Below are 13604 nucleotides of genomic sequence, written 5' to 3' on the forward strand. Positions count from 1 at the left end.
GATGTCGACAGGTACGCCGCCTTCGCGAGCAAGCCCGCTCCCACAGAGATTTGGGCCAGACACGACCTTTACGAATCGCTCGAAAAACTGTGGGAGCGAGCCTGCTCGCGATGACGCTGGCACAGGCAATTCATCGCTGACTGACCCACCGCCATCGCCAGCAAGCCCAACCCTCGGCTTTCAAGCAGACCTCTACGAGACGTCGCCGCTGGACTGTGCTAAATCTCTTACCGGCAACCCACCGCCCTAACCCCATTCAAGGAGTGAACATGAGTCTCCACGGTCATTACGATCCAAAGAACATCTTTGCGCTGATCCTTCGCGGCGATGCGCCGTGCTACAAGATTTACGAAGACGCCGATGTGCTGGCCTTCCTGGATCTCTTTCCACAATCGCGCGGCCATGTCCTGGTCATCCCCAAGAATTCCCAGGCGCGCAACATCCTCGAAGTCGAGCCCACAGTCCTCGGCGCAATGATGTCGGCCGTGCAGCGCCTGACGCGGATCATCGTGGACGAGCTGCAGCCGGACGGCGTCCAGATCGCGCAGTTCAACGGCGCGGTGGCCGGGCAGACGGTCTACCACATTCACATGCACATCATCCCTCGCTGGGAAGGTGAGGAAGCGGGTGCGCATGGCCGGGGCAAGGCCGATCCCGAGGAACTGGAAAAACTCCAGGCTCGCTTGGTCGCGCGCATCGGCTCAGAGGCCTGACGCTGAGAAAAATCCTCTCGGGGCACAGGGCGTGCCCCACGCATCAGAACGGGCGATCACCCTGCGTCACGCCTGCTCCTGCGCACCGGTCAGCGTGTCATCCTTGATGTCGTTGGCAAACTTGCACATGAGCCGTACCAGGTTCTCTACATCCGCTTCGTCCCACGTGGCGAAAATGGCTCGCCCGATCCGCGCACGTGCCTCGTCGATGCGATCGGTCATCGCCTTGCCTTTTGCGGTAATGACCGACTTGCGTACCCGACGGTCGGCGGTATTTTCCCGAGCGATCAACTCCAGGCTTTCGAGTTTCGTCACCTGCCGACTGACCGTGGTGTAGTCGCGCCCGACGCGATCGGCCAGTTCACCAACGCCGATAGGACCAAGCCGCTCCACGGAGACCAGCAACGGAAACAGCGCGCGATCCAGGGATATTCCGGCCGCCTGCACCATGGCTTCGTCCCGCTGAGGTCGGTTCATCACCCCGACGATCTCCATCAGGGCGCCGTGAAGCTCGCGCAATTGGGCATTAATATGTGCGTTCTGCACATTTTCGATTGACACTGTTCCGGCTCCGTCTAAATATGTGCTTTCTGCACATATGTGGGGTCGTCATGAAAGAGCAATTCGAAATCCAGGTATTGATTTGCGGCGCGGGCGCGGCCGGTCTGGCGATGGCTATCGAGTTGGCGAGAAGGGGAGTTCCCTTTCGCCTGATCGAAAAGGCAGGCCAGCCGTTCAACGGCTCGCGCGGCAAGGGCATACAGCCCAGGACCCAGGAAATATTCGAGGACATGGGGATCCTCGACCGAATCGTCGCAGTGGGTGGAGTCTACCCGACTGAACGTCGATATCGCGACGATGGCAGTTTCACCGACGCTGTCAGCATCGAGCAAAACGAGCCCACGCCAGCGGAACCTCATCAATCGCCGTTGATGGTGCCGCAATGGCTGACGGAACAGGTCATGCGCGAACGCCTGCTTGAACTGGGCCATCGGCCGGAGTTTGGTTGCGAACTGGTGGGGTTCGAGCAGGATGCCGAGGGCGTCAGCGTTCAGTTGGTCGGTAAGGCCGGCGAAGAAACGCTCCGGGTGCGCTGGCTTGTCGGGGCCGATGGCGGCCGCAGTTTTATCCGGCATGCGCTGGGTATCGGCTTCCCAGGCAAGACGCTGGGCATTCGCGCCATTGTGGCCGATGTCTCGGCTACGGGCCTGTCGCGGGACCGCTGGCATCGTTTTGGCGACGGCGACATGCAGCACCAGATATTCCTGTGCCCGTTGGCCGGGACCCAGCTCTTCCAGATCCAGGCGCCGATAGCCCCCGACGCGGACATTGACCTGGATGCGCAAACATTGATGGACCTGGTAGCACAGCGCACGGGGCGCGATGATATCCATATCCATTCGGTGTCCTGGGCATCGGCCTACACTATGAACGCGCGGTTGGCCGATCATTACCGCGTCGGTCGAACGTTTCTCATCGGCGATGCCGCACACATCCACCCACCCACGGGTGGCCAGGGTCTCAATACCAGCGTGCAGGATGCCTACAACCTGGGTTGGAAACTGGAGGCGGTCATCAACGGCGCGCCGGCGGCACTGCTCGACAGCTACGAGCAAGAACGCCGCCCGGTCGCTGCGACGATGCTGGGCCTTGCCACCAAGCTGCTGGACGCGCACCAGCGCGGCGACATGCGCCGTGGGCGCGAAGTGCACCAACTCGACATCGGCTATCGCGAATCCACGCTCGCCCTTGAACGATCCAACCGTACCAGCGGCCCATTGGCAGGCGATCGTGCGCCGGATGCACCGATGCGCGGGGCGGCCGGTAAACTGCAACGGCTGTTCGACCTGTTCCGGGGGGCGCACTGGACACTGCTCGGTTATGGCGCGGAACGCGATGCCGTAGCACCTCGCCCCGGGCTGCACATCCATGTCATCGGCCCAGGCGGTGATATCCAGGATGACCAAGGACATTTTCGTGACGCTTACCAACCTGCGATGGGCGATTGGGTTCTCGTCCGTCCCGACGGGTACATCAGTGCCTTCGTATCAGCCGGAGCGGGGGAGGCGCTGGAAGACTACCTCGCACGGGTAGGGCTGGACGCTGCAGAGTTGGAGGATTGATCAAGGGCTACGGCACGCCGCGTTAATCAATGGCCGTTCGGGCAGGCGCGCAGCGATACATTCAGCATCGATGCACGCAGGCCCACCGCCATCGCGAGCAGGGGATGTCGGGTTGATGGAAAATGGCGGCTGTCCCGGGTCCAAGTGTGGGAGCGAGCCTGCTCGCGATGGGGGCAATACATTCAACAACAATGCACACAGACCCACCGCTTTCGCGAACAAGGTTGTGCATCCCACCACAAACTCCACCAACAATTCCCTACCCAATCCCTTGCCAACCGCTACCATTGCACGCTGACCTCCCGACACCCCCGGACTCCACCTCCATGAAATTGCGCCTGCTGACCGCTGCCTTGTTTTTCACTTGTACCCTAGTTCACGCCGCTGAATCGAAACCTGTTCCCAAAGCCCTGGAAGAACAGATCGGCCGCCTGGTCGCGCTGATCAAGGACAGCTACGCCACCGGCTATCCCGAAGCGACACTGGTGCAGACCCTGGACACCGGCGAGGACAGCCAGGTCACCCTCGCGGTTTTCACCATCGAGGGTTTCGGCATGGGCAACAACTACAGCCAATACCTGGCCGCCTTCACGGCCGAAGAGAACGAAGAGGGCGTGCCGCACTACAGCCTGTTGGACGTGATGCGCATCGGTGGCGACAGCTGGCGGGCCATCGACAACCTCGATGCCAAGTTGGTCAGCGACCCGACGGGTGAACAGACCCTGATCGACATTCCCGTGATGGAGAATACCGACGAGGATGCGCCGAATTTCCCAAGCCGAGCCGCCGTGATTCACCTGTCCCTGGACGGGTCACAGGCCGTGCGATTGGTTGAGATCAAGTAAAGCGGTACGCCTGATCGGATTTATGCGATTGCGATAGGCGTTGTGATCTCTCTGGAAAGAGCGTTAGCGCTGGACAAGCGTTGCAACCTGTTTCGGTGGTGGAACGGTTAAACGAGTTTGTAGGAATCGACGGAGCGAATATTGCCCATTGACTTGCAGGACATTTCCTAGAAAATTCCAGTCCCTTGCGCCTGCTGAATTCGGTGCCTAGTCTTTGTCCACCGCTGCCAATTCAGCGGTCGGGTTTAGTCGCTCGGTATCTCGTTAGGCGCAAGGTCTCCTTGAAGTCAGGCTACGTTTTTCTCGCTGATTTTATGGTGGCTGTGCGCAGGGCACTTTCGGGTGCGCCGGTTTCCTAACGTCCCGGTCGACTAACCTGCGCACAGCCGCCACCCCACTTCGTTTAGTCGCGAACAGTGGCGGATCCGACTGACGTTAGGAGGTCCATATGGACAAACTCATCCCAGACCCACCCGTTCCACCGCTGCACCTGGACATCGCGGCCGACGCCAACGCCGAACGTGTCATCGATTCCTATCTGAACCCCAAACCCGCCCAGCCTGACAAGAAGCCACCTCCGGACCAGTTATTCACTGTCGTGGAGGGCGTCGATGTTGAAAGCCTGTTGGCCAATCTCAGCGAAACGTTAGCCTCCGCCAATGCCATGGCCAACGATTTGGCGTTTGACCTGAAGGATTCTCGACGGCATGTTGCACTAGGGCTGCAACAGTTGATTGAACTAGGTCAGCTATTGGCAAACCGGGCACTGGATGTCCTCGACCCTAGGTAAGCGTCCGGTGGAATAGACTCCATTTTTAGCAAGATGGATCGGGTCGGAAGCGAAGGGCAGCTTCCGACCCGAAGCTGCTTTTCAGCCCAAACGAAGAGCCGAAAAAGCCATAATGACCCAGGGTCTGATTTTTCTCGCTGGATGTCAGGAGTGCACATGGCTGAACGGTTTCGCATACGGTTGATGTTTGAGTGGGGCGGCGGTGCATTGTGGTGCGGGAATCAGGTCGCTTTAGCAAGATTCTCGGTGGGATCAATCGAAGAGAAACTGCCATTGAGCGCCACTACTCTCGAGAGGCTGAGTGTAATGACACGCTGGCACGACACCGCCTTGAACTGGGAGTATCCACCAGATCCAGGTCCTTGGAATGCGACCGAATATACGGAATTTGACGACGCTGCCGAGGCTCTGCTTGCGGTTATCCAAGAGGAGCTAGGTGTCGAGTTTGAAGTAGTCTATGAAAGGCTCTAGATGTTTATTCTCGGCACGCGCAAGGCTGGCCGAGTGTACGAGGCGTCTTCGTATGCTTCGCCCTCAACGAAATTTCTTGCGATCAGAGCGTGCGGATCCATGTTAAGCATTTCCATATCGGATAAGGTCGACAGCGTACCGAGGTGCCCGCTCTCGGACAATCTACAGCACAAGTTCCGCACCCTACACAGCGGAGCGGTTGGCTAGCCTTTCACCCATGGAGCCCAGGAAATGCAGGTTTTTGAAATTTTACCGCTCGAGGCTATTGGTCCTGTTCGTCTTGGCGCAGCACGCGCTACAGCGAGGCAAAAGATGGCTGCCATCGGATTCCCTCTCGAGCATTCCCAAGACCGCATCGATTATTTTTGCGAATCCTGCGTGCAGGTTTCCCACGGGCCGAACGATGAAGTCAGCTTCATTGGTGTCTGCGGAAACCCGAACGTCACGTTCATGTTCAAGGGAGTCGATGTCTTTGCGCACTCTGCCACACATGTGTTTTCAGTGATGGCTGCTTCGGACAATTCCGGCCAGCACGAATTCTCATCCTATGAATACCTGTTTCCAAACCAAATCCTGGCGCTATGGGATGCGGATGAACAATATGACCGTCAAGGAGGAGAAAGCCGTGAAGTCTGGGGTCAAGTCGGCATCGGAACCAGCGCTTACATGGCGGCCATTTGCGCCATCAAGACAGGCATGTGAATGGATCCCGATTGAATGAGAGATGGTTTACAGGGCCATCTTCGAGCAAAACGCGACCCGTTGGGAACGGCAGGTTTCGGCCAAGAGCGGACATTGATTCTCCTGTAGTTAGAGAGGCCCCCGTTGCCCAAACGACTCACGTGCGAACTCCAAGAAGCTGCGCAGCTTTGGGGTCATTCTTCGGTCAGGGGCGTAAAGCATATGCATTGAGGTGGTCGGCACTGGGTACTGCGGTAATAGACGCACCAACGTCCCATCACGCAATGCATCGCTAACCAGCTCTATCGGCTGTAGAACCACACCCAGACCCGCTACAGCTGCTGCCAGCAGGGGATCACCCTGATTAATCGTCAATTTGCTTGTAATTGGAACATCGATACGCCCCTCTTGGCTATCGAAGCTCCAGTGCGAACGACCGTCAGAATAGGTAAAACCCAGACACTCCTGCTGCTGTAGATCCCATGGATTCGTGATGGGAGGGCGACGTGCAAGGTAGGACGGTGCAGCGCACAAAACCATTTGATAGGGCTCTAGCGGCATCGCCTTCAGCCCACTGCTCACCAGCTCGCCGATGCGAAAGACCACGTCGTAACCATGATCGACGATATCGACCAGCTCGTTCGATAGAGTTAGGTCAATAGACACCTGTGGATATCGAACCATGTATTCCAGCAGGCGTGGCGAAAGCGCGCGAATTCCGAACGTGACCGGTGCGTTGATACGAAGGCGACCGACTGGTGTGCCACGAGTAAGGGCAGCCAGGCTTTCGGCAGACTGCATGTCTGCAAGGATTAGTTTCGCGCGCTGGTAAAACGTCCTGCCGAAGTCAGTAAGGCTTTGCCTGCGCGTAGTTCGTAGCAGAAGGGAGACACCGAGATGTTGTTCGAGCATTTTCACCTGCTTCCCTACCAACTGAGGGGACAAGTTCAGATCGTCCGCAGCGGCGCTGAATGAACCCAGCTCAACCGTTTTAACGAACGTAGCCATCTGCGTTAGGCGATCCATTATAAACACCATGTTTCTAGTAATGAGCCATCGTAGGCCTTTATCCCCTCCTTACCAATGTCTAAATTCTCGTCACCCTTGAGTGGCCGGAGAACATTCCGGATTTACATCGAGGCCCATTAATAAACGAGGTATCCAAGATGGCACGCATTGTCAGAATCCACGAATACGGTGATGCCAGCGTTCTGAAGCTGGAAGATTTGGAAGTTTCGGCACCGGCACCAAACGAGGTGCAGATTGGTGTTAAAGCTATTGGCTTGAACCGGGCCGAAGTGATGTTTCGCAATCACGCCTATCTACAGGATGCCGAGTTCCCCAGCCGCTTAGGCTATGAGGCCGCAGGCATCGTGGTTTCAGTTGGTAGCGACGTAACGGAGATCAAGATTGGTGACGAAGTCGCTGTGATCCCGCCTTTGGATATCGCTCGATGGGGCACTTACGGCGAGCTGGCCAATGTACCGGCTCACTTGGTGGTGAAGAGTCCTGAGAACTTATCCTTTGAAGAGGCTGCTGCGTCTTGGATGCAGTACGTCACTGCTTGGGGGGCATTGATCGAACAAGCGAAGCTGCGGCAGGACGACTTTGTCATCATCACCGCTGCATCAAGCAGTGTTGGCCTGGCCGCCTTCCAACTTGCTCGTATGGTCGGAGCCATATCGATTGCGATCACTCGAACCAGCGCGAAGAAGCAAGCCCTACTTGATGCTGGCGCTGCGCACGTCATCGTCAGCGATGAAGAGAACATCGTCGAACGTGTTATGGCGATAACTGCCGGTCAAGGCGCCCGTGTTGTGTTCGATCCTGTAGGCGGGCCGTCCTTTGACCCCCTCACGCAGAGCATGGCGCGAGGCGGAATCTTGCTGGAATACGGCGCACTCAGCTCTGAGCCGACGCCATTCCCACTGTTTGCCGTGCTGGGCAAAAGCTTGACCTTGAAGGGCTATCTCTATGCAGAGATTGTGGCCGACATTGAAGCCTTGGAAAGAGCGAAGGCTTTTATTCTGCAAGGACTGAAGTCTGGTGCGTTGCGCCCGATCATCGCCAAGACATTCGCGCTTAGCGACATCCAGAATGCCCACCGTTTCCTTGAAGGCAATCAACAAATCGGTAAAGTCGTAGTAACTGTCTGACCGGCATTTATGGGGCTGAGAGCGTAATTCTGGCCCCGCTTCAATTCGATCCAGATGACCGCTTTGGGCCGAAAGCTGCCCGTTGAAAAGGGCCGCTGACGACCCAAAGCACCCACTTGCAGATCACCCCAGGCCATTCACCCTCATACCTGATCCATCGCCTCCGTCACCCACCGATCCTCCCCCAGGAACCCGCCACTCTGGTGGTGCCACAGCCGCGCATAGATGCCGTTCTTGGCGAGCAATTGTGCGTGGGTACCCTGTTCAATGATCCGCCCGTCATCCATGACAATCAGCCGATCCATCGCCGCAATCGTCGACAGCCGATGAGCAATGGCGATGACCGTTTTACCCTGCATCATTTCATCGAGGCTTTCCTGGATGGCCACTTCGACTTCCGAGTCCAGGGCGCTGGTCGCCTCGTCAAGGAGCAGGATTGGCGCGTTCTTGAGCATCACTCGGGCAATCGCGATGCGCTGGCGCTGGCCGCCCGACAGCTTGATGCCGCGCTCGCCCACCAAGGTGTCGTAGCCGGAGTGACCTTGGCGGTCGCTCAGCTGGCTGATGAACTCATCGGCCTGGGCATTGGCCGCCGCGCGGCGGATTTGTGCGTCAGTTGCATCGGGTCGGCCGTAGGCGATGTTGTCACGAATGGAGCGGTGCAGCAGGGACGTATCCTGGGTGACCATGCCGATGGCGCTGCGCAGGCTGTCTTGCGTCACGCGGGATATGTCTTGCCCGTCGATACGGATCTGCCCGCTGTCGACATCATAAAAGCGCAGCAGCAAGTTGATGAGCGTGGATTTTCCTGCGCCGGAGCGGCCCACCAGGCCGATTTTCTCGCCCGGGCGGATGTCCAGGCTCAGGCCATCGAGCACCTGGCGTTCACCGTTGTAGTTGAAGCTCACGTTGTCGAAGGTGACCGCGCCGCCGGAGGTCACCAGCACGCCCGCGTCCGGCGCGTCCTGCACCTTGGGGCCGCGGGTCAGGGTTGCCATGCCATCCTGCACGGTGCCGATGCTCTCGAACAGCGAGGTCATTTGCCACATGATCCAGTGCGACATGCCATTGATGCGCAACGCCATGGCGGTGATCGCCGCCACCGCGCCGGCGCCGACGTCGCCCTGGTGCCACAACCAAAGCGCATAGCCGCCTGCGGCCATGATCAGCCCCACCACCAGCGCTTGGTTGACGATCTCGAACTGGCTGACCAGGCGCATCTGGCGAAAGCCGGTCTGCTTGAAATCCTCCATGGCCGCGCGCGCGAAATGCGCTTCACGGTTGGAATGGGAGAACAGCTTCACGGTGGTGATGTTGGTGTAGGCGTCCGAGATCCGTCCGGTCATCGACGAGCGGGCATTGGCCTGTTCCTGTCCGACTTTGCCCAAGCGGGGCACGAAGTAGAGCATGGCCAGCCCGAACAGCACGATCCAGGCCACGAACGGCAGCATCAGTTTCAGGGCGAAGCCGCCGGCCAAGGCGATGATCGCGATGAAATACACGCCGATTCCCGGGGCGATCTCGATCAGGGTGAACAGCACGTCGCGCACGGCCAGGGCCGTCTGCATCACCTTGGTGGTGACCCGGCCGGAAAATTCATCGGAAAAAAACGAAAGGCTTTGCCGCAGCATCAGGCGGTGGAAGTCCCAACGCAGCCGCAACGGCAAGTTGATCGCCAATATCTGGTGCTGCACCATCGTACGCAGCGCCACCAGCCCGACGCTGGCCACCATGACGATACCCATGCCCCACAGCACGCGACTTTCCTGCGCTGCCGCGTCACCCCCGGCTTGCCAGGTCGAGAGCAGATCCACCACCTGGCCGAGGAACGAAAACAGCCAGGCTTCGTAGATCGACACGCCGGCGCTGAGCAGCGCAAACGCCAGGATGTAACCGCGGGCGCCCCGGGTGCAGGCCCAAAGGAACCGAGCCAGGCCGTTGGGTGGCGGGGGGACTTCGTCGGGTGGGAAGGGGTCGAGTCTTTGTTCAAATACGCGAAGCATGGTGGTCTCCGAAACGATCAATGACGGAGATTCTGCCATTTAAAGACTGCTTTGAGGGTTATGTGAAGTGGTGGGTATGGCTCTATTGGCGTGTCGCCCAGGATGTTGGGGGCAGGGAGGGGGCTAAACAGCGTATTGACATATCGAAAAATCTCGATATTCTCGGGGCATGGAATTGATCGAAATATTCAAAGCGCTCTCGAACCCTACACGCCTGGAAATCTTGAAAGGCTTGAAGGATCCCGCAAAGAACTTCCCTCCGCAGGATGAAGGTGACGTTCTCACGGTGGGCGTCTGCGTCAGCAGTATTCAAGAAGGTATCGGACTGTCGCAGTCAACGGTGTCTGGTTACCTTGCAACGCTGCAACGAGTGGGCTTGGTCGAAGTCCGGCGTATCGGTCAGTGGACCTACTACAAGCGCAATGAAGCAACCATCAGCGCGCTTGCCGAGGTCATCGGGAAAGAGTTGTAGCTTTTTTTTACCGTAACATATCGAGATATCTCGATATTCCTTTTTATAGATGTGAGGAATTACGATGAAAGCAATGGTACTTAAATCATTCGGCGGCTCGGGATCGTTCGAACTGCGCGAGGTGCCCAAGCCTGTACCGCGCACCGGACAAGTCTTGGTCCGAGTGCACGCAACCTCCATCAATCCGTTGGATTACCAGGTTCGTCGCGGCGACTATCCCGACTTGGTGCAACTGCCGGCCATTACCGGACACGATGTATCGGGCGTTGTCGAAGAGGTTGGGCCGGGAGTGACCGCCTTCGCTCCAGGGGACGAAGTCTGGTACACCCCGCAAATATTTGACGGGCCAGGCAGCTATGCCGAGTACCACGTTGCCGCCGAAAGCATCATCGGGAAGAAGCCAGCCTCGCTGAGCCATCTCGAGGCGGCAAGCCTGAGCCTGGTTGGCGGGACGGTGTGGGAAGCATTGATCGTGCGTGCGGCGCTCAGGGTGGGGGAAAGCATTCTGATCCACGGCGGCGCGGGGGGCGTCGGGCATGTAGCGATCCAGGTGGCCAAAGCCATGGGCGCAAGGGTGTTCACGACCGTGCGTGAGGCAAACGCCGGGTTCGTGCGAAGCCTGGGAGCCGATGTGGTCATCGACTATGAAAAGGAGGACTACGTCGACGCCATCATGGGGCAAACGGGTGGTCGCGGAGTGGATGTGGTGTTCGACACCATCGGCGGCAATACCTTGTCGCGCAGCCCCGACGCGCTGGCACAGCTTGGCCGCGTTGTCTCGATCGTGGACATTGCGCAGCCACAAAACCTTGTCCAGGCCTGGGGCAAGAATGCGAGTTACCACTTCGTGTTCACCAGGCAGAACCGCGGCAAGCTCGATGACTTGAGCGCATTGGTCGCGCGAGGTCAGCTGCGGCCACACGTTGGCGCCGTCTATTCGCTTGCCGACATTGGGCTGGCCCATGCACGGCTGGAGAGCCCCAACAACGGTGTTCAAGGAAAAATCGCGATAGCGGTCGAGCCTTCGCTGATCCCGTAATTGCGTACGTTTAACCGTTCAAGCCATTTTCGAGGAATACCATGATTTATGAGATCGCTCTGCTCCCTGTTCACAAAGAACGTATTGAAACGTTCAGGCGTGCATTTGCCGAGGTCGCTCCTTTGCTCACCCGGGCAAAGGGTTACGGCGGTCACTTGCTGGCGCAAGGGATCGAGACCCCCGAGCAATTCAACCTGATCGTGCGATGGCAATCACTTGAGGATCACACGCCGGGTTTCGAAGCGAGTGAAGACCATCGGGTGTTCATGATGGGCCTAGAGGAATATTTTTCGGAGGAGCCGAGGGTCTACCACATCGAAGGGGCCGCTTCCTGTTCACCGTTTCTGACCGAGCAGTGGCCGAATTGACCACCTTCAGGGATTGGAACTCATCCGGCCCTGGATCGCCGTGCGCAGACAACCCCAGGCGATGAATCCGAGGATCAACACCTCGGCCATGCCCACCAGCATGTGGAATGAAAACGTCAGCGGTTGTTCGGCCCAGTAGAAAGTTGTCATGCCGGTTCGACCGCCGCCGACGCGCAGCCGCCCGCTAAATAGCGCTGGGACCCATGTGATGACGTGACTCAGCTCCAGGACGGCCAGGAAAACACCCAATAGAAGGAGCAGGGCGCGTGCGGGCGTGCCGAGTTTTTCGGTGGGCTCATGGCCCGGCTTGAGTTCCTGGGTTCTGCGCCGCCTGGCTTCCCTCACAGCCTTGCCGCTGGTTGGGGCTGGAGCAGGTCTGTAGGCGGGCTTCACAGCCACCGTCGAACCCACGACCACTTCAGTAGGCACTGCCACGTTCAGATAGTCGGCCAGCTCACGCAGCCACACGTCGGTGGGTTTACTGCCCGGCACCACCGGAACGTTATCGGTGGTCAGGCGGTGCTCGGTGCCATCGCGCATCACCAGCCACAGCTGGGTGTAGGCGGGCTCGGCCTCTTGGCGACGACGAAGTTCGAGGCATTTGGGGGTGTCGATTCTAAAGACCGAATGCACACGCTCTCGGCGTCCAAAAAAGTTTCGGGTGCGGCGCTTGCCTTCACCCTCGCGTCGCGATAACAGCAAGGTCTCGCGGACGCCGGTGTACACCATCAAGAGGAGGCCGAGGGCAGGGATCAGCAACAGTCCCAGCACAATCAGCAATGCGAACAATGGATCGACGTCAGTCTGAGGGAGGCCTCCGTCAGCGATCACAAACACGGCGAACGCCACCGGTGCAATGAAGGCAAGCGCGCCTGTCAGCAGCACGAATGCGCTTTGTACGAGGTTACGGGAGTGGATGTGCAGGTCATCCTGCGCGGTGCGCTCGAACCGATGTCCAATCAACATGCAGAACTCCTGGTGCGTCGCCTTCAGAACGATCAAAGGGTCGTGACAAGCAGTGGCACGCCGCAGGCCTGGATCGTGTAACTACGCCGCGCAGAATACCTCATGCCCAGACGTACCCACTGACTTCAATGCGTAGCAGGAACGTTCTGTCTTGGCATGAAAAATCGTGCAAACAGCTCGGATTGGGACTTGATATTCAGTTTTGCGTAAATATTGCGGCGGTGCACCTTTATGGTTTCCGCCGACAGGGATAGCTTTCCGGCTATTTCTTTGTTGGAGAAGCCGCTGAGTAATAAACGGAGGACATCACTTTCACGTGCTGTTATCTGCGTACCCAGCTGGTTGACCGTTTCTGGCCATAGAGGCGGCTCAGCCAGCGTTTTCTCCACGTCAATTTCAAACCCCATGCGCTGATGCATCAATGCAGTCACCCACGGTTTGATAATGTCGAGCAAGGTTATTTGTTCTTGGCTGAAACGGGCTTTGCTGCCAATAGATAGGCACAACGTTCTGTCGGGGTCGAGCTGGACATTGTATTGTGCTTCGTCCATGGAAATGTATTGGGCGAAATACTTGTGGTAATACTCGGTTTCAAGGAAGTATTCCGGTGCAATATCCAGTAAGTGGAAGAAACCGCTCTGTGGGTTTTCCCGATTGGCTATATAAAATGGATCCAGTAAATAAAGACCTTTCACGTAGCGATGAATGAAAGCGTCAACTTCTTCCGCATCGGCCACTTCGGGAAGACTGACGACCTGTACCTGTTGGTGGCTGAAAATCAATACCACCCAATTATCGATCTGCACGTATTCATTTAATGTGCGAACCAGTGAACTCCAGAACTCTGGACGGTTCAGTTGCATGATCAGCTTCCCGATCGATCGATGCCAGGCCAGGCTGTGAAGGTCAAACGGCATTTTCTACCCCTTTAGGGTTAGGGCGTCGCAGGTCAAAGGTAAGTATTCGTAGGTATTTAC

General features: G+C 57.8%; 15 protein-coding genes. 10 read left to right on the top strand and 5 right to left on the bottom strand.

Annotated features, from left to right (window positions below; all coding sequences use genetic code 11):
• The first annotated feature begins 269 nt into the window (after positions 1-269).
• Entirely contained in the window at positions 270-713 is a 444-nt protein-coding gene (locus tag M1D99_RS13395; protein WP_186704770.1) for an HIT family protein, read from the top strand.
• Positions 714-779: 66 nt separating this feature from the next.
• Here M1D99_RS13395 and M1D99_RS13400 read toward each other — a convergent pair whose 3' ends face one another.
• A complete protein-coding gene (locus tag M1D99_RS13400) occupies positions 780-1274 on the bottom strand; it encodes a MarR family winged helix-turn-helix transcriptional regulator (protein ID WP_434575819.1) in 495 nt (164 codons plus the stop codon).
• A gap of 50 nt (positions 1275-1324) precedes the next feature.
• Here M1D99_RS13400 and M1D99_RS13405 point away from each other — a divergent pair, with 50 nt between their 5' ends.
• The 5 genes from M1D99_RS13405 to M1D99_RS13425 all read left to right on the top strand — a co-directional run bounded on the left by M1D99_RS13405 (position 1325) and on the right by M1D99_RS13425 (position 5644).
• Positions 1325-2836, top strand: a complete 1512-nt coding sequence (locus tag M1D99_RS13405) for an FAD-dependent oxidoreductase (RefSeq protein WP_458132006.1) — start codon at positions 1325-1327, stop codon at positions 2834-2836.
• A 326-nt stretch (positions 2837-3162) separates the two neighbouring features.
• Positions 3163-3681 (top strand): hypothetical protein, encoded by a 519-nt coding sequence (locus tag M1D99_RS13410; protein WP_434575823.1) that lies wholly within the window; start codon positions 3163-3165, stop codon positions 3679-3681.
• Positions 3682-4129: 448 nt separating this feature from the next.
• On the top strand, positions 4130-4471 hold the full coding sequence (locus M1D99_RS13415; protein WP_434575825.1) for a DUF6124 family protein: 342 nt from the start codon (positions 4130-4132) through the stop codon (positions 4469-4471).
• 156 nt (positions 4472-4627) lie between these two features.
• The gene (locus tag M1D99_RS13420; protein WP_434575827.1) at positions 4628-4942 is read left to right on the top strand and encodes a hypothetical protein; all 315 of its coding nucleotides are present in this window, start codon (positions 4628-4630) and stop codon (positions 4940-4942) included.
• A 231-nt stretch (positions 4943-5173) separates the two neighbouring features.
• Complete coding sequence (locus M1D99_RS13425) at positions 5174-5644, top strand: hypothetical protein (RefSeq protein ID WP_434575829.1); 471 nt, start codon at positions 5174-5176, stop codon at positions 5642-5644.
• A 108-nt stretch (positions 5645-5752) separates the two neighbouring features.
• Here the strand turns inward: M1D99_RS13425 and M1D99_RS13430 are convergent, their stop codons facing one another.
• Positions 5753-6649 (bottom strand): LysR family transcriptional regulator, encoded by an 897-nt coding sequence (locus tag M1D99_RS13430; RefSeq protein ID WP_434575831.1) that lies wholly within the window; start codon positions 6647-6649, stop codon positions 5753-5755.
• A 140-nt stretch (positions 6650-6789) separates the two neighbouring features.
• On the opposite strand from M1D99_RS13430, the gene M1D99_RS13435 reads away from it, so the two are divergent.
• Positions 6790-7779, top strand: a complete 990-nt coding sequence (locus tag M1D99_RS13435) for a zinc-dependent alcohol dehydrogenase family protein (protein ID WP_434575832.1) — start codon at positions 6790-6792, stop codon at positions 7777-7779.
• 143 nt (positions 7780-7922) lie between these two features.
• Here the strand turns inward: M1D99_RS13435 and M1D99_RS13440 are convergent, their stop codons facing one another.
• The gene (locus M1D99_RS13440) at positions 7923-9782 is read right to left on the bottom strand and encodes an ABC transporter ATP-binding protein (RefSeq protein ID WP_446533577.1); all 1860 of its coding nucleotides are present in this window, start codon (positions 9780-9782) and stop codon (positions 7923-7925) included.
• Between the two features lie 169 nt (positions 9783-9951).
• Between M1D99_RS13440 and M1D99_RS13445 the strand changes: the two genes are divergently transcribed.
• From M1D99_RS13445 to M1D99_RS13455, 3 genes are all read left to right on the top strand, one after another.
• Entirely contained in the window at positions 9952-10254 is a 303-nt protein-coding gene (locus M1D99_RS13445) for an ArsR/SmtB family transcription factor (protein ID WP_122565734.1), read from the top strand.
• A gap of 64 nt (positions 10255-10318) precedes the next feature.
• Positions 10319-11293: a zinc-dependent alcohol dehydrogenase family protein gene (locus M1D99_RS13450; RefSeq protein WP_458132007.1), complete on the top strand. Its 975-nt coding sequence runs from the start codon at positions 10319-10321 to the stop codon at positions 11291-11293.
• A gap of 41 nt (positions 11294-11334) precedes the next feature.
• Positions 11335-11661, top strand: a complete 327-nt coding sequence (locus M1D99_RS13455; protein ID WP_186728680.1) for an antibiotic biosynthesis monooxygenase family protein — start codon at positions 11335-11337, stop codon at positions 11659-11661.
• A 6-nt stretch (positions 11662-11667) separates the two neighbouring features.
• On the opposite strand, the gene M1D99_RS13460 is transcribed toward M1D99_RS13455, so the two are convergent.
• Complete coding sequence (locus M1D99_RS13460) at positions 11668-12627, bottom strand: hypothetical protein (protein ID WP_458132008.1); 960 nt, start codon at positions 12625-12627, stop codon at positions 11668-11670.
• A gap of 125 nt (positions 12628-12752) precedes the next feature.
• A complete protein-coding gene (locus tag M1D99_RS13465) occupies positions 12753-13544 on the bottom strand; it encodes a response regulator transcription factor (protein WP_446533580.1) in 792 nt (263 codons plus the stop codon).
• Positions 13545-13604 lie beyond the last annotated feature (60 nt).

The sequence above is a fragment of the Pseudomonas sp. R3-41 genome, assembly GCF_054161485.1.

Excerpts from the sequence above, each read along its gene's own strand:
- M1D99_RS13440 (WP_446533577.1), bottom strand. The coding sequence starts at position 9,782 with ATGCTTCGCGTATTTGAACAAAGACTCGACCCCTTCCCACCCGACGAA.
- M1D99_RS13430 (WP_434575831.1), bottom strand. The coding sequence starts at position 6,649 with ATGGATCGCCTAACGCAGATGGCTACGTTCGTTAAAACGGTTGAGCTG.
- M1D99_RS13465 (WP_446533580.1), bottom strand. The coding sequence starts at position 13,544 with ATGCCGTTTGACCTTCACAGCCTGGCCTGGCATCGATCGATCGGGAAG.
- M1D99_RS13445 (WP_122565734.1), top strand. The coding sequence starts at position 9,952 with ATGGAATTGATCGAAATATTCAAAGCGCTCTCGAACCCTACACGCCTG.
- M1D99_RS13415 (WP_434575825.1), top strand. The coding sequence starts at position 4,130 with ATGGACAAACTCATCCCAGACCCACCCGTTCCACCGCTGCACCTGGAC.
- M1D99_RS13410 (WP_434575823.1), top strand. The coding sequence starts at position 3,163 with ATGAAATTGCGCCTGCTGACCGCTGCCTTGTTTTTCACTTGTACCCTA.
- M1D99_RS13450 (WP_458132007.1), top strand. The coding sequence starts at position 10,319 with ATGAAAGCAATGGTACTTAAATCATTCGGCGGCTCGGGATCGTTCGAA.
- M1D99_RS13455 (WP_186728680.1), top strand. The coding sequence starts at position 11,335 with ATGATTTATGAGATCGCTCTGCTCCCTGTTCACAAAGAACGTATTGAA.
- M1D99_RS13420 (WP_434575827.1), top strand. The coding sequence starts at position 4,628 with ATGGCTGAACGGTTTCGCATACGGTTGATGTTTGAGTGGGGCGGCGGT.
- M1D99_RS13435 (WP_434575832.1), top strand. The coding sequence starts at position 6,790 with ATGGCACGCATTGTCAGAATCCACGAATACGGTGATGCCAGCGTTCTG.
- M1D99_RS13425 (WP_434575829.1), top strand. The coding sequence starts at position 5,174 with ATGCAGGTTTTTGAAATTTTACCGCTCGAGGCTATTGGTCCTGTTCGT.
- M1D99_RS13460 (WP_458132008.1), bottom strand. The coding sequence starts at position 12,627 with ATGTTGATTGGACATCGGTTCGAGCGCACCGCGCAGGATGACCTGCAC.
- M1D99_RS13395 (WP_186704770.1), top strand. The coding sequence starts at position 270 with ATGAGTCTCCACGGTCATTACGATCCAAAGAACATCTTTGCGCTGATC.
- M1D99_RS13405 (WP_458132006.1), top strand. The coding sequence starts at position 1,325 with ATGAAAGAGCAATTCGAAATCCAGGTATTGATTTGCGGCGCGGGCGCG.